The organism is Peribacillus sp. ACCC06369, assembly GCF_030348945.1.
In the GTDB taxonomy this organism is placed as follows: Bacteria; Bacillota; Bacilli; order Bacillales; family DSM-1321; genus Peribacillus.
Genome location: NZ_JAUCEN010000002.1, coordinates 912,260 through 927,748, shown reverse-complemented (window position 1 = coordinate 927,748; position 15,489 = coordinate 912,260). Strand labels below are relative to the sequence as shown.

Below are 15,489 nucleotides of genomic sequence, written 5' to 3'. Positions count from 1 at the left end.
ATGCGTTTTTTTATAACAGATGACGATTGTGCTATACGTTCAAACTTAAGCCAAATCATTGAGAACGAAGATTTAGGAGAAGTGGTGGAGGAAGCGGAAGATGGAAGTTTATTAGAAGGACATATTTTGAATTTAAAACAAATTGATATATTATTCATTGATTTATTAATGCCCATTCGAGATGGCATTGAGACTCTCCGTCATATAAAAAATACATTTAACGGAAAAATAATAATGATTTCACAGGTTGAATCCAAGGAGCTAATTGGTGAAGCATACTCGCTCGGAATTGATTATTATATTACTAAACCAATCAATCGTATTGAAATATTAACGGTCATTCGAAAAGTTATGGAACGTATCCATTTGGAAAGATCGATCACTAATATCCAAGCCTCTTTAAATAGTGTATTGAGTTTTGAACAGCCAAAAGTTGCTAAATCAAATAATTTCAATGAGAACAGTATAAAAGAAGTGGGCGAATTTCTTTTATCGGAATTAGGAATCGTTGGAGAAAATGGGGCAAAAGATTTAATGGAAATGCTTCAATATTTATTTATGTATGAACGGACTTTTACTTTTAAACAGCATTTCCCGACCCTTAAAGATATCTTTGTGGAAATCACAAAGAAAAAGCTCGGAACATCAGCTGTGCAGGCTGATATTAATCGTGAAATAAAAGCTGCCGAACAGCGAATACGCAGAACCATCAACCAATCGCTGAATCATTTTGCTTCGCTCGGTTTAACGGATTTTTCAAATCCAAAGTTTGAAAATTACGCTTCTAAATTTTTTGATTTCACAGTCGTTCGCCAAAAGATGAAAGAACTGCAAAATGATTCTACAATAGTTCTTACTCCTACCCGAGTAAATACAAAAAAGTTTATTCAAGTATTCTTTTTCGAAGCGAAACGCTTGAATCCAGATGAAATAATTAGATATAGATAATCCATGAATATTCACAAAAAAACCACTGAAGTACTCAAAAAGCATAAAATCCCCTGAAAAATTTCAAGGGATTTTAGCTACGTTCTTATTTTTTCAGCAATAAATACATGAAATAAGGAGCACCGATCAATGCAACCATGATACCTGCAGGAATCCCTTCGGGTTCAATTATATTACGGCCTATCGTATCGGCAAGCAACAATAGCCATCCACCGATTAAAATGGCAACTGGAATGAATAATTGATTTCGAGGTCCTACCAATGATTTTGCTATATGCGGAGCCATGAGTCCAATGAATGCAATTCCGCCTGTAACGGAAACGGCAGCTGCGGCCAGTGCGACAGCAGTTATTAGCAATACGATCCGTTCCTTTTCAATCGATACACCCACTCCAATTGCGACCGGTTCACTTAAACCAAGCAGATTCAACCGATTTGCTTTATATAAAGTGAATGGGATAAGGACGATTAACCATGGTAGAACCGCCCAAATGAAGGGCCAATCCGTGCCCCAAATATTCCCCGCCAACCATTTTGCGATGAAATCGACTTTTGCCCGTTCTGCCGATGAAATGAGGACAATCATCAGGCCTGAAAGCGCCATTGAAAAACCAACCCCGATCAGCACTAACCGAACTGGTTCAAGACCGACCCTTCTTTTAAATGAGAGTATATATATTAAACAGGCCGTCAGTAACGCGCCGATAAAAGCGACAAGTGGAATCATATAAACAAATGAACCTGCGTCAATCGGGAAAAACAGAAAGAAAGCGGCAATGGCTACACCAGCTCCTGAGTTGATTCCGATGATTCCGGGATCGGCTAAATCATTGCGTGTGATTCCCTGTAGAATGGCTCCCGACAGTGCAAGGGCCATACCTGCTAAAAGGGTAATGATGATTCTTGGTAATCGGACGGAAAATAATATGAATTCCTCTTTAAACGTCCCTTGCCCGAAAAGCGTAGGAATCAGTCGCCCAAAAGAAAGATTCGAATATCCCGAACACGTCCCAATAATGATCGTAATGATAATGAGTGCGGATAATGCACCTAATATCCATCGCTGTTTTTTGACTAATGCTGACTGGATCATGAAAATGCTTTACCTCCTTTACGCACGATTAGGAGGAAGAAAGGTAAACCTATCATCGCAACAACCGCTACCACAGGCGTTTCATATGGAGAATTGATAGTACGTCCGATCGTATCGGCAAGCAACATGAAAGTGGCCCCTAAAATCGCGGACATAGGCAGGATGAATCGATAATCCGTACCCACGATAGCCCGAACCATATGGGGAACCATTAACCCGATGAATACCATATTCCCAACAAGCGCAACGGCAGCACCAGCCAGGAGAATGATGACTACGAAGAGTACCGCCTTTATTTGTGTTGTCTTTTGACCTAATCCTACCGCCACCTCTTCACTTAAGCTAAGTATGGTGAGCTGTCTGGAAAAGAGAAAGGAGATCAGGATGCCTATTAAAATGAACGGGACGATTACACGAAGCTGATTCCATGATGTTCCGATATTCCCGCCTGCAGTCCACATCGAAACATCTTTTGATACTTTGAAATAAATCCCGACACCTTCCGAAACGGCAAATAGGAATGCAGAGACTGCTGCACCAGCCAATACGATCCGTAAAGGAGAAAATCCTCCCTTTTTCATCGCACCTATCCCGAAAACCATGGTTGCCCCCACAGCGGAACCTATAAAACACGCAGTCATGATCCCTAAGTTATTAGCTGTTGGAATAAATGCCAAAGTAATGGCCAGACCCGCATTGGCTCCTGCCGTCAATCCAAGCAACCCCGGATCGGCAAGTGGATTCCTAGTCATCCCCTGCATGATGGCACCAGAAACGGCAAGTGCTGCACCAACAAAGATTGCCCCCACTTCACGAGGGAACCGGATTTCCCGAATGATTGAAATCTTTTCACCGGTAGCATTTGATGTCAGTGCTTGCCAGACATCTCTTACGGTAACATCAGCCGCACCAAATGCCATGGAAATAATGAACATGCCTATGAATACAGCAATCCCTATCATCAGTTTACATATAAATGGGATGAAACGTTGATTTTCATTAGTCATCTGTCTCTCTCATCTCTTTTTTTATAGAATAAAAGGAGAGGAATTGGTATCCCTCTCCCTCGCTGTATTATTTTCCAAGAAAACTTTTTGAAAAGAAGTCTAATTGGTATTCTAATGTTATAGGATCATTGAAGTAGAATTCTTTCGCATTAGCTTCAAAGAGTTGATTGTTTTTTACAGCAGGAATGTTTTTATACGTATCTGTTTGTTGGAATGAATTGTCCTCATCTTTATTATTACTCAAAATCACATAATCACCAGCATAGTCTGCCAGAACTTCTAAAGATAAAGCGAAGTAACCATCTTTCAACGCCGCTTCTTTTACTTTTTCAGGCATGGCCAATTTCATTTCCTGATAAAGGATTTCCGTTCCACGACCCCAATTATCGCCAAATACATAGAACTGTTTGTCAAACTTTTCGAATACCGAAACGGTAGTATCTTCACCGATTTTAGCTTTAATGTCTTCACCGGTCGCTTTTGCACGTTTTTTGAAATCATCCACCCAAGTTTGGGCTTCTTTTTCTTTATTCAAAAGCTTACCAATTTCTATGTGCTGTGTTAAATAGTCCACTTTTCCGTATGTATATGTTACGGTTGGGGCAATTTCACTTAACTTATCGACATTTTTAATCGTTGATAAACCAATGATTAAATCCGGATCCAACTCGATGATCTTTTCCAGGTTTTCGTCCGTCACTTCTTCGACATCTTTTAATTCTTTAAAATTCGGGTTCATTTTAGACCAGGAATCAACCCCTACAAGGTTAACATCCAAAGCCATTACGTTACCTGCGAAAGTAGATAGAACGACAACACGCTTTGGATCTGCCGGAACTTCAACAGGGCCATTTTCAGATTGGTAAGTGATGGTTCCTGATTTTTCCTTTTTGGAAGTGGAGCTTTTTTCTTTTTCGGTTGCCTCGTTACCACAAGCACTAATAATTAACACTAACAGCAGTATAAATGGGATCATTATCTTTTTCATTTGTTGTCAAATCTCCTTTTAGTAAATTGTATGTACTGCACATTGGTTTGTTCGTTCGTTGATCTCGTCCGATAACCGCATCAATATGGAAGACTTCCTTTAACACTTCATGAGTGATGACTTCTTCACAATCTCCCGCTTTGACTATTTCCCCGTCTTTTAAGGCAATGATATAGTCGGCAAAGCGAGCAGCTTGGTTTAAATCATGAAGAACCATGACAATCGTACGTTCCTGTTCTACATTCAGCCTCTGTAAGAGTTCTAAAACCTCTAGCTGATGCGCCATATCCAAATAGGTGGTCGGCTCATCAAGGAAGATGATTTCCGTTTCCTGGGCAAGGGCCATGGCAATCCAAACACGCTGGCGCTGACCTCCTGAGAGAGCATCCACCGGACGGAACTTAAAGTCTTTCGTACCGGTCACTTCAAGTGCCCAATCAATCACATCATAGTCTTTTTGGGTTAGACGCCCAAAACCTTTTTGATAGGGAAAGCGCCCATATGATACGAGCTCACCAACTGTCAATCCGCTTGCACTCTCGGGTGTCTGCGGAAGTATGGCCATTTTTCTTGCAAGGATCTTAGTGCTCTCTTTTGAGATATTCATCCCATCTAAAACAACCATACCTGATTGATTTGGAATGATCCGGGTGATCGCTTTCAAAAGTGTGGATTTCCCACATCCATTTGAACCTATGATCGTTGTGATTTTTTTATCTGGAATTTCCACACTGAGATCTTTTACAATCAAACGTTCACCATAACCAATATTTAAATTCTCTGTATATAGGCGAACCATTTTTTAACCTCCATTTATTGAAAAATAGGTAAGTAAAAACTCAAATGAAAATGATTATCATTATCCATTACTTATTTACTATAATTCTATCTAAATATATTGTCAATAGTTATTTCATGGGTATATAAGGAGCAATTCTGATAGGATTATTGAGCTGAACCCGTTTTTAGCGACAAATGAAAACAATAAAGATCCCGGAAATATTTCCGGGATCTTTATTGTTTGGCTCATGTTCAGGATTTTGGTAAATGTCCCTTATGGGAACGGAAAGAATACTCCTAAAAGGTCATTTCATCGATCAATGTTTCTTAAACCCTTGCTTCTCCACATAATCTTTCATGTATAACCTGCTTTTCTTTCCAAGCATGGCAGCCATTTGCTCGGTCCAGGTGTCTTTTCGTTTACCTTTAGTCCGACGCTCGTAATAACTCGAGATCGTTTCATTATACTCTTCAAGCTGTCCGATGTATTCCTGCTTATCCTCCTGATATCCATTTTCATGATAGATATTGGACTGCGGCAAACGCGGCTTTTTATCAGAACGGTTTTTCGGATATCCGACCACTAGGGCGAATAACGGAATGACCCGATGAGGTATATTCAAAATCTCTGACACTTCCGGGAGATTATTGCGGATCCCGCCGATATAGCAAATGCCAAGATCCATCGATTCTGCGGCCAGCGCTGCATTTTGAGCCGCTAGAGCAGCATCAATACAGGCAACCATGAATTTCTCCGTACTTTCAATCGATTCAGTCAGGTCCGTGTTTTCCATTTCGGAAACCATATCCTGACGATATAAATCAGCACAAAAGACGAATAGATGCCCATTCTTCTCTACATAAGATTGTGGTCCGGCAAGTTCAGCAAGCTTGGCTTTCTTTTCCGGATCTGATACCCCTATGATTGAATACGCTTGAATGTAACTTGAAGTCGATGCAGCCTGGGCACATTCCACAATCGTATTGATTTGCTCCTCAGACAATAGCTTGTCCTCAAAAGAACGAATGGAACGGTGATCTAAAATCTTCTCAATAATATGATTCAAAGCTCCCACCCCTATTCAATATGTAAAATGAAACAACCATCATCGGGGCTGAATCTACCCCGATGACAGTATGCAGTAATGAAACTCAATCTTTTGTTTTCAAATCCAATTCACGGTAATTTTGCTGTCTCAATGCTTCATAAACCAAGATGGCAGCCGTGTTCGAAAGATTAAGGGAACGTACTTTATCCGTCATTGGAATCCTTAGGCACCTATCCATATTTTCCTGGATTAGCTCTTTCGGGAGCCCTGTCGTTTCACGGCCAAAAATGAAGTATATCTCACTGTCTTGATCACTGTAATCGAAGCTGGAATGCGGCTGCTCCCCGAATTTCGTTAAGTAATAAAATTCACCGCCGGCATTCTTTTCATAGAACTCTTCCAACGAATCATAATAATGGATCTTTACATTCTCCCAGTAATCGAGACCGGCCCTTTTGAGCTGTTTGTCATCCGTTGAGAAACCGAGCGGACGAATGAGATGTAAAGACGTATCCGTCCCTGCACATGTTCTTGCGATATTGCCTGTATTTGCTGGAATCTGTGGTTGATATAAAACTACATGTATTGACACTTCATTTTCACCTCTAGTTTAAACTTCACCTTAATTATAGCATTAAACAAAAAAGACTAAAAACCAATCACCTTCCATCCAAAATCGCAAAGAATTTATAAACGATATTCGGTGTATACCTAGTCGAATCTTCATACGTCCAATACCGGTGACGGCTGTTCATCGTATGGGCATTCACAAGCGGCATCCCATCCTGATCCTTCGCCGTTACGATCAAGTTATGATCAAACCGCCCATCCCCTTCGAAATCTATACAGAGGATATCACCCAAATTCAATTCCTTGGCCGTCTTCACCTGCTTTGTCCTGATGGCATTCCCGGCTTTAAGCAGATGATATAAAGAATGGGCCGTCGTCCATGTGTAACTCCAGCTTTTCCCTCTTATCCACCAGCCCTTATTTTTGTTTGGCGTCCCCCACATCGGGATTCCTCCCGCATGTAAACATTGTGAAATGTAATTCGTACAATCATCAGTGAATTTATAATAAGCCGGATTGAATTCGTTCCACCAACGCTCGGCATATTGGACGGCCTTCATCCGATCGTACTTATATGCGAGACGATCTGCACCTGGATCAGATTCTGGCGGTACCTCTTCCGTTTCAATGGTGGGAAACAGCTCACGTTCATCCACTATATACCCATTTCGAAACCGAGCCTCCCGTTCTTCCATTTCTTCTTCTATATAAAATGAATCCTCCTGTTTCAATAAATATTGCAGGTGCACATGATAAGTCAGGACAGTATCCATGTCTTCCTTTCTCTTCGAATGAACCTTGCCTGCAGCATTCACCCGAACAATTTCCGCAGCACGGTTCCTCATCAAATCCTTTTTCAGATGTAACTTCCTTTCACTCCGTTCCTGATTATCGGAAGTATAAAACTCCACTCTTTCTTGTAAAAGGCGTTGCAATTGATTCCTCAAGTTCATGCCCTCCTTCTTACCATCTATGCTAATGTGTATGTATAAGGGCAGGACAAAAACACAACTTCATAAAATGTAGGGTTTCAACCCTTTCGAATCTTATAAATATATAGAAGGTTTCCTTGAAGGAACTCGGAATATCTTAAGCAAAAAAGCAGCCCCGTTAATATTAACGAGGCTGCTTCGTCTTACATATCATTTTGTTTCCAAGGTAAACCGAAGTCCTTTTTCTATTTCCGCCAGTACCTCTTCATCCGTTTCCTTCATTCGTGCTTCTTCCAGTATGGAAACGGCCTGCTCCCGACCAATTTTACCAACTGCCCAGGCTGCCGTTCCCCGTATGACGGGCCGCGGATCATCCTTCATGACCTGGATCAATTCAGGCAATGCCGTTTCATCTTTGAAGTGGGCCAATGCTAAAATGGCATTTCGTTGGATTGGTTTTTTACCGCGCCAAGAGCCAGATACATGGCCGTATGTCTCTTTGAATTCCCGATTTGAAATCGTAAGCAGAGGTTTCAACAGCGGTTTCGCTAACTCGGGGTCGGGTTCCATCTCTTCATGAAGATGAAAATCCATTCCTTTGTTTTTGGGGCATACGGTCTGACATGTATCACATCCATACAAACGATTGCCTATTTTCGTCCTGAACTCATCAGGTAGGAAACCCTTTGTCTGCGTTAAGAACGCAATGCAACGCTTGGAATTCAGCTGACCACCCTGAACGAGCGCACCTGTCGGGCAAACATCGACACATTTATTGCATGTCCCGCATTGATCTTCCATCGGTTGATCCGGTTCAAATGGCAGGTTGGTGATCATGTCTCCCAAGTAGACATAAGACCCGTATTCCGGAGTGATGATCATACTGTTTTTTGCACTCCAGCCAATTCCTGCCCGCTCAGCAACAGCCCGATCTGATAATTCGCCCGTATCAACCATTGACTTCGCCACTGCCCCCGGCACTTTATCTTTAATGAAATCCTCAAGTAACTGCAATTTATTCCGAAGGACGGTATGGTAATCCGTTCCCCACGAAGCCCGACAAAAAATCCCGCGTCGCTCACCTTTTGTACTTTGCGGAGCATCCTTCAATTTCGAAGGATACGCAAGCGCAATCGAAATGATGGATTGCGGTTTATCGAATATCAATTCAGGCCTGACTCTTTTTTCTATATCTGCTTCTTCAAACCCTGACTGATAATCCAGTTCCTGTTGACGTACCAGCCGACCTTTCAATTCGGTAAACGCCGTGGCCGATGTAAACCCGATTTTATCGATGCCGATCTCTTTACTATATAAAATCACTTCTTGCTTGAATGTATTCATATCCATATTAATCACCTACGTTCATTCAGTATTCCCATCGAAGCTTGTATTCATTTCAAACCATTGCTATCTATGATAAACTAATTCCAATCATTTTTGGAGGTGTAACGTCTTGGAAATTACCATATCGGCTAATCTTAGCAGCAAAATCCCTGAATTCAAAGTTGGGATCATTACATATGAAAACATCGAAGTAGGTCCCTCCCCGCAAATGGTGAAAGGAAGACTTCATTTATTTCAGGAGGCTCTTTTTTTCGACCTTGAAGAAAAGGAGTTGACCGACTTTTCCGGCATTAAAGAGTGGCGAGAGATTTTCAAGACCACAGGAACCAACCCGTCACGGTATCGCCCATCCGTGGAAGCCCTTTACCGCCGCGTTAAAAAACAGAATTACTTGACACCCATCCATTCAGCCATCGATTTGAATAACTTCTTCTCGCTTTTATATGAAGTTCCTATCGGCATTTATGATGCGGATAAATTAGCGGGTGACATCTCGATTAAGATTGGCGAGGGAACAGATGGTTATGACGGTTTGAACGGCCGCTTGAATTCCATGGAAAATATGATTACATCAGCCGATCATGATGGAGCATTCGGAAGTCCATACGTTGATTCAGAACGAACGAAAGTCACCGAAGAGACGAAAAGGGCCATCCAAATCATTTATTTACAACCCAAGACTCCAATCACTGAAGCCCATCAGCTAACGAAATCTTTGATGGACATGTTCCTTGAAATCCACGGTGGTGAAGGGACTTACTCGATTGTAGAAGGATAATCAAAATTGAACGGAAATAAACCCTTTCTACAATCGGAAGGGGTCTTTTCATAATTTCCAAGGAACTAGCTAGTATCCTTTTATTAACCCTCTCGTCCCCGAAAAAGGAGTATTATGATTCCTGAATGGAAGAGCATATAAGAATGATTGAAATAGCTACTTGAAATTAATTTCATACCATTACCAAATAAGAAAAAATGAGCAGCAATAAAAAAATATGCACGATTTTTTTATTGCTGCTCATTTTGTTAACCATTACTATAATAGTTTTTCATTACCTCTTTTGACCAATTGAGTTGTTTCACTTGGCCAATCGGGCCAAATTCAGACATATAAGGTTTAATATCCAATACTGGCGTTCCATCAATGGCATCCAAAGCCCTCACAGTTATCTTTAGACCCTATACTTTTAACAATTCACATCTTGATACTGATACACCAAGCTGATTTGGCCTTGCTTTGGCCCTTTGAGAAAAGATACCTACCTTTGGCCAATCAGTTCGATTTCTTGGATGCCTAGCATTGAACTGAATTTTATCAGGGTCCACTTTATTCATATAAAATATGACTTCAATATGTGAAAATTGTTCTAATCCAAACAGGCAATCTTCTTTGAATTTGGATCCATCCATAATTATCTCGGAAATTACTTCTCCCCAATAATCATCTTCCAAATTAACTCTATTATTTTGGATTAAACCTATTGGTTCTAAAAGTAGTGACATTTTCGCTTCCCCCTACATATTCACAATTCAAAATGGATCCATTGAACAAACTTCCCGAAATTCTCCTCTAACCATTAAAGGATCAGGATTTACGCGAAAACATGAAATATATTTACTCTCATTATCAATACTACAAGATTGGATAATTGCATTACAAATATTTCCTTAAATACCTTTTATTCAATGAAGAACCGTCTCAATAAACGTTTATTTGGACAAAAAAAGCACACTCTTGTTCAAACTGATTCTACTACCGTAGTTAATCACTTTGAACAAGAGTGTGCTGCATCAAAATAGCCACCCTTCTGGATACAGGTAATTTTGGACAATAAAAAAATTCCACTGTAAACAGTAGAATCCTAGTTATAATATTTAAACGCAAAGCTTCGTTCTCCAGGTAACGAAACCCTACGTTATGAGTATGTATTGGAGCGGGTGAAGGGAATCGAACCCTCATCATCAGCTTGGAAGGCTGAGGTTTTACCACTAAACTACACCCGCATAATCCTTGTAGAACTTTGTCGAATTACCAACAAAATTAATTATATAGTTTAATCTAAAAAAATGCAATAGTTCTTCTTAAAAAATTTAAATTAATGGATTGTAACGATAATATATTCATTCACTTTAGTAAAGATGTTAAAAAGTCCCCTGATTCAGAGAACTTTTTCATCCTATATTATGTTATGACCATATGACTTCCATTAACCGTGGATAAACCTGCTGTGCCGTCTCAAGCAGCATGATTAACTTCCTGAACGCGAGATCCGGTACGATATCCCCCTCGATGGAGTATGAATACCTAATGGAAATCGTCCCATTTTCTTCATAAAGCTTTGAATACCTAAAATTAGCATTATATTCATTCAACAGTGTATGTACATCCTGCTTCTTATCAGGATTCTTCAACTCGGCGACATTAAAGCAAAATAAGTCCGCCACATTTTCATCTTCATTGAATGCAAATACTAAAAGGACCTTCCACCCGTCCTTTAACTTTTGCTCAGCTCTAAAAAAGGTGGTGCCATCTTCATTCAACTCATTCATATAGATTTTCTCACTAGTTAAAAAATCACGAAATTTAGCAACGTTTGACATGGTTCATCACCTTTCTCTATGTATTTACATTTTATAATGAAAATTGCCATTTTTACAGAGTTTTCTACAAACATTCCAATTTCATCCTTTTCACACAAGAGTGAACCACTCCATTTAACGAATGGTTCAAAAAAGGGCTCCTCGAATAGATAAGATTGATGCCATATGCTTCTCCGCTAAAAATGCTTTCTGAAAATCCAAAATCCCCTGGATATTTCAAGAGATTCTTTGATCGACCTATATCTGCCGTTATCGCCATGGTTTCAAAAACTTACTGCAATTGAGCGAGCTCCCCCTCTTAAGGTACTGGCCGATCAGAGAAACTCAACCCGGCATTATATCTTTAACTTGAAAAGGAAAACGGCCTTTCCCCGATTGAATATCGAAAAAAGGCCGCTTTTATTATAAGCTGCTTAGGAATCACAACAAAGGCCTGCCTCTGCCGTATTTCCATAAAACTTATAGTTTAGCGAATTCAGGTTCCGCTACTTTCACAAGCTGTTTACCGAGGTTCGTTCCTTTAAACAAACCTAAAAATGCATCTGGTACGTTTTCAAACCCTTCAATAATCGTTTCCTCATACTTCAGCTTTCCTTCTTGGAGCCATTTTCCTAAATCCGTCGCACCCTCTTGGAATCTATCGGCATAATTTCCAATTGTGAAACCTTTCATAAGTGCACTCGTTTTGATCATCGCGGATTGCAGACGCGGTCCTAGATCTTTCCCTTCTGCATTATACGAGGAAATCGCTCCGCATAATGGAATTCGGGCATTCGCATTCAACAGTGTGAAAACAGCATCGGACACCTCGCCGCCCACATTATCGAAATAAACATCGACTCCATCAGGAACAGCATTAGCTAAATCTGCCGTAAAACTATCCTTTTTATAATTTACGGCACTATCAAATCCGAGCTCTTTCGTTAAGTACTCAAGTTTTTCATCTGAGCCTGCGATGCCAACAACTTTCGCACCTTTAATCTTAGCGATTTGTCCAACTACTGAACCAACAGCACCAGCTGCCCCGGAAACCACTACAGTTTCACCTTCTTGTGGCTTACCGATATCAAGCAATCCAAAGTAAGCTGTTAAACCGGTCATTCCAAGAATCCCTAAATGAGTTGTGACCGGAGCCACCTTGGGATCAATGACGCGGATTTCCTTTTCGGTGACAACTGTGTATTCTGCCCAGTCGATATTCCCAACAACGACATCCCCTTTTTTGAAGGAACTCGATTTGGACTCAATAACTTCAGCAACAACGCCACCCGTGATGACCTTATTCAATTCAAATGGAGCAATATATGATTTGGTCTCCTGCATTCTTCCACGCATGTATGGATCGACGGATAAATATAGCGTCCGTACTAAAATCTCATTATCTTTTGGTTTGGGAACTTCACTCTCAACAAAGTTAAAATCCCCTTTCGAAGGCATACCTTTTGGACGGTTTGCCAGGGTGATTATTTGTTGTTTGGTTTGTGTCATCATTCGTTCCTCCTTGGTTTTGAATACGTAATTTCGAAAAGAAGCGTATCACTGATGAAGTTCGCAGGTCAAAGAATATAACTGTCTATTGTTTCCATAACACTCTTTATGTAGCCTTTAATGGATATCCTAAACTTGCTATGACCTATTATGTCCCATGTTTTTCATTCATATAAAGGTCATGAGCATAATGGCTGAATGAACAAAGGCATGGTTAATAACCTTTGAGCAAATAAGAAGACCGTTTATTTTTGGTCTACATTATATAACATACTGTCCATATTTTAGAGTGACCGTAAAATGAAACAAGAATTATGGATCAGTCAGGGATATATTCCTGATTAAACTTGGATGACATAGAGAGCTGCTTCTCATATACGGAATTCTACAATACATGGATCTCTTCCAAGAAAAATTCAACGGCCTTTTCCCTATTGAATACTGAGAAAAGGACGCAGCTTGAAATACTCTTTTTTATTGTACACTTGACAGGGGTACCACCCCTTCTTCTTATGAACTGGTTTAAGAAACTAACTCGTGGATAGTCTACATCAATTTTGAAATGAACATTGTTGCAATGCCAAAGTAAATAAGTAACGAGAGTATGTCATTTAGTGTTGTAATTAATGGACCCGAAGCAACTGCAGGATCTATGTTGAATTTATATAATATCAGAGGAATAATGGTCCCAGCTAAAGTCCCAATAATCAGTGTCATGACTAATGAACTTCCAACCACTAATCCCAGAACGGGATTACCCTGCCAAACATAAGCTATGATGGAAATTAAAATTCCACAGGTAACACCTATTATCAATCCAACTTTAAGCTCTCGTATAATAAGTCTGGTAACCACTCCCTTATCCGTGTCACTAGTAATCAGGCCTCTTACAACAACAGCTAAAGATTGAGTACCTGTATTTCCAGTCATCCCAGCAATCATCGGCATAAAGAAGGCAAGTGCAACAACTTTGGACAATGTTTCTTCAAAGCCGCTTATAATGGTTCCAGACACTAATCCGATAAATAAAAGTAAAATAAGCCAGGGTAGCCGACGATATGCGGCCACGTGCGCCTTCGTGTCAAAATCTATGGATTTACCAGATGCCGACAGTTTTTCAATATCTTCATTCGCTTCCTTAATGACAACATCAATGATGTCATCAACGGTTACAATTCCTAATAACTCATTATTTTTTTCAACAACAGGAATCGCTAAAAAATCATAACGCTCAATAACACCGGCTACCTCTTCTTGATCTTCATAAGCAAATACGGAGATAACCCGGCTGTACATAATATCTTGAATTTTTTCAGATTCATCATTATTAAATCCCGATATGAGACAACACCCACTAATTTTTTATCGTTATCTATTACATAAAGATAGTTAATCGTTTCCGAAAACTCCGCAAAGATTTTAAGCTTTTCAACTGATTCACGAACCGTATAATGTTGGGGGATCCATACAAAACGGTTCGTCATTATTCGTCCTGCCGTTTCCGGGGGATAATTCATGATATTTTGAACGATTTTAGATTCTTCTTGTTTCATACCTGAAAGAAGTTCTTCAATTTTTTCAGGGGATAGGTTCTCTAACAATGAAGCTAGATCATCATTATCCATTAAATCCATTACATGGCCGGATTTCTCAATTCCTAATTTACTAAGAATCTTTAATTGATGTACTTTTTCAAGTTCTTGAATCAGTTCAGCAATTTGTTCTGAATCAAGGAACAACAAGAAACGTGTATGATGTTTTTCTGGGAGTCCCTCGAATATGCGTGCAATGTCATATGGTTGGAGTTCTTCTAATATTGCTTGAAATTCTTTCTTTTTTCCTTCTTTTAAAACTTTTATGATTTGTAAAGTTATTTGGTCTTCTGTCAGGACTTTCATTTTGCCCTCAACTCCTTTTAGGGGAGCAAAAAAATATTATTTTTCCCCTTCAAAATCTTTGTTTTCATTCAATTTTCATTAAGCTTGGAGTATTCCCGTGAGTGATGACCCACAATCCTCACCTCCAGGAAAAAATAAAAACACCTCCATTACAAATGAAGGTGTTAAATACGGTATATATGCGTACATTGCCTGGAAGACAAATACAAACAGCCGTAAATGGCTGAATGACAAATACATAGCATAAATCCAGTTCCTCCATTCGTAGAGCTTTAGCACTGTGTGGCATAGGACAAAGCCAGCTACATTAAAAACCACCTTATGTCGATGGTTTCTGTTGACCCATTGGCGTCTTTCGACATTTTTGGGCAGTAGCGTATCTCCTACACAGGAGCCTCACCTAACGAGGATATTTAATTTACACATCCACTCTAAAAGAGTTTCTATTAGATGTCAATGTTTGATTTATAAATCATTCTATATATTGACCTAATATCCCTACCTTTAAAAAGGTACCATGAAAACAACACCGACTTATACGCTCTCGATTAAGACGGTCTGATTTAATGTCTCTTCGATATTTTTTTAATACATCCCTCTACACAGCCGCAATAGCCTTTAAAAAGATACAATGGAAAAACAAACGCCATATTAAGGGAAAATATTGGAATTATATATTAAAACTTACTTATAATGAAGACTGATATGAGTGACTGAAACAAAAAAACATGTTAAATACTCTAATAAAATATCTTCTTATCTCTAATTATATTAAGAAAGGAAGTTGC

General features: G+C 39.7%; 13 protein-coding genes, 1 tRNA gene, 2 pseudogenes and 1 riboswitch. Of the genes and pseudogenes, 3 read left to right on the top strand and 13 right to left on the bottom strand.

Annotation, left to right across the window (positions count from 1 at the left end):
• Positions 1-948: a response regulator gene (locus QUF78_RS05355; protein WP_289323858.1), complete on the top strand. Its 948-nt coding sequence runs from the start codon at positions 1-3 to the stop codon at positions 946-948.
• Between the two features lie 85 nt (positions 949-1,033).
• On the opposite strand, the gene QUF78_RS05350 is transcribed toward QUF78_RS05355, so the two are convergent.
• The 8 genes from QUF78_RS05350 to queG form a co-directional block, all read right to left on the bottom strand.
• On the bottom strand, positions 1,034-1,981 hold the full coding sequence (locus tag QUF78_RS05350) for a FecCD family ABC transporter permease (RefSeq protein ID WP_353957690.1): 948 nt from the start codon (positions 1,979-1,981) through the stop codon (positions 1,034-1,036).
• A gap of 56 nt (positions 1,982-2,037) precedes the next feature.
• The gene (locus tag QUF78_RS05345) at positions 2,038-3,048 is read right to left on the bottom strand and encodes a FecCD family ABC transporter permease (protein WP_289323857.1); all 1,011 of its coding nucleotides are present in this window, start codon (positions 3,046-3,048) and stop codon (positions 2,038-2,040) included.
• A 67-nt stretch (positions 3,049-3,115) separates the two neighbouring features.
• The gene (locus tag QUF78_RS05340) at positions 3,116-4,036 is read right to left on the bottom strand and encodes an iron-hydroxamate ABC transporter substrate-binding protein (RefSeq protein ID WP_289323856.1); all 921 of its coding nucleotides are present in this window, start codon (positions 4,034-4,036) and stop codon (positions 3,116-3,118) included.
• Complete coding sequence (locus QUF78_RS05335; RefSeq protein WP_289323855.1) at positions 3,987-4,835, bottom strand: ABC transporter ATP-binding protein; 849 nt, start codon at positions 4,833-4,835, stop codon at positions 3,987-3,989. Before QUF78_RS05335 ends, QUF78_RS05340 begins: the two co-directional genes overlap by 50 nt.
• A gap of 298 nt (positions 4,836-5,133) precedes the next feature.
• On the bottom strand, positions 5,134-5,883 hold the full coding sequence (gene nfsA / locus QUF78_RS05330) for an oxygen-insensitive NADPH nitroreductase (RefSeq protein ID WP_289323854.1): 750 nt from the start codon (positions 5,881-5,883) through the stop codon (positions 5,134-5,136).
• Positions 5,884-5,968: 85 nt separating this feature from the next.
• Positions 5,969-6,457 (bottom strand): tRNA (uridine(34)/cytosine(34)/5-carboxymethylaminomethyluridine(34)-2'-O)-methyltransferase TrmL, encoded by a 489-nt coding sequence (gene trmL, locus QUF78_RS05325; RefSeq protein WP_289323853.1) that lies wholly within the window; start codon positions 6,455-6,457, stop codon positions 5,969-5,971.
• Positions 6,458-6,524: 67 nt separating this feature from the next.
• Positions 6,525-7,382 carry an amidase domain-containing protein gene (locus QUF78_RS05320; RefSeq protein WP_289323852.1) on the bottom strand — a complete coding sequence of 286 codons (858 nt, stop codon included), beginning with the start codon at positions 7,380-7,382 and terminating at the stop codon, positions 6,525-6,527.
• Between the two features lie 195 nt (positions 7,383-7,577).
• Positions 7,578-8,717, bottom strand: coding sequence for a tRNA epoxyqueuosine(34) reductase QueG (gene queG, locus QUF78_RS05315; protein WP_289323851.1), 1,140 nt, complete (start codon positions 8,715-8,717; stop codon positions 7,578-7,580).
• A gap of 106 nt (positions 8,718-8,823) precedes the next feature.
• Here queG and QUF78_RS05310 point away from each other — a divergent pair, with 106 nt between their 5' ends.
• Positions 8,824-9,492 carry a B3/B4 domain-containing protein gene (locus QUF78_RS05310; protein ID WP_289323850.1) on the top strand — a complete coding sequence of 223 codons (669 nt, stop codon included), beginning with the start codon at positions 8,824-8,826 and terminating at the stop codon, positions 9,490-9,492.
• A gap of 248 nt (positions 9,493-9,740) precedes the next feature.
• On the opposite strand, the pseudogene QUF78_RS05305 reads toward QUF78_RS05310, so the two are convergent.
• The 5 genes and pseudogenes from QUF78_RS05305 to mgtE all read right to left on the bottom strand — a co-directional run bounded on the left by QUF78_RS05305 (position 9,741) and on the right by mgtE (position 14,701).
• A pseudogene (locus QUF78_RS05305) lies at positions 9,741-10,124 on the bottom strand (SAM-dependent methyltransferase).
• Between the two features lie 520 nt (positions 10,125-10,644).
• Positions 10,645-10,718: transfer RNA gene (locus QUF78_RS05300), tRNA-Gly, on the bottom strand.
• Positions 10,719-10,901: 183 nt separating this feature from the next.
• Entirely contained in the window at positions 10,902-11,315 is a 414-nt protein-coding gene (locus QUF78_RS05295) for a YbjN domain-containing protein (protein ID WP_289323849.1), read from the bottom strand.
• Positions 11,316-11,774: 459 nt separating this feature from the next.
• Positions 11,775-12,803 carry an NADP-dependent oxidoreductase gene (locus tag QUF78_RS05290; protein WP_289323848.1) on the bottom strand — a complete coding sequence of 343 codons (1,029 nt, stop codon included), beginning with the start codon at positions 12,801-12,803 and terminating at the stop codon, positions 11,775-11,777.
• 546 nt (positions 12,804-13,349) lie between these two features.
• Positions 13,350-14,701: pseudogene (gene mgtE / locus QUF78_RS05285) on the bottom strand (magnesium transporter).
• 97 nt (positions 14,702-14,798) lie between these two features.
• Between mgtE and QUF78_RS05280 the strand changes: the two are divergent.
• Positions 14,799-14,948, top strand: a complete 150-nt coding sequence (locus QUF78_RS05280; RefSeq protein WP_289323847.1) for a hypothetical protein — start codon at positions 14,799-14,801, stop codon at positions 14,946-14,948.
• A gap of 2 nt (positions 14,949-14,950) precedes the next feature.
• Positions 14,951-15,116, bottom strand: a riboswitch (M-box (ykoK) riboswitch).
• Positions 15,117-15,489: the final 373 nt, after the last annotated feature.

Bases quoted from the DNA above. Each gene is read 5' to 3' on its own strand.
- QUF78_RS05355 (WP_289323858.1), top strand. From the start codon at position 1: ATGCGTTTTTTTATAACAGATGACGATTGTGCTATACGTTCAAACTTA.
- QUF78_RS05345 (WP_289323857.1), bottom strand. From the start codon at position 3,048: ATGACTAATGAAAATCAACGTTTCATCCCATTTATATGTAAACTGATG.
- QUF78_RS05340 (WP_289323856.1), bottom strand. From the start codon at position 4,036: ATGAAAAAGATAATGATCCCATTTATACTGCTGTTAGTGTTAATTATT.
- QUF78_RS05335 (WP_289323855.1), bottom strand. From the start codon at position 4,835: ATGGTTCGCCTATATACAGAGAATTTAAATATTGGTTATGGTGAACGT.
- queG (WP_289323851.1), bottom strand. From the start codon at position 8,717: ATGGATATGAATACATTCAAGCAAGAAGTGATTTTATATAGTAAAGAG.
- QUF78_RS05295 (WP_289323849.1), bottom strand. From the start codon at position 11,315: ATGTCAAACGTTGCTAAATTTCGTGATTTTTTAACTAGTGAGAAAATC.
- QUF78_RS05290 (WP_289323848.1), bottom strand. From the start codon at position 12,803: ATGACACAAACCAAACAACAAATAATCACCCTGGCAAACCGTCCAAAA.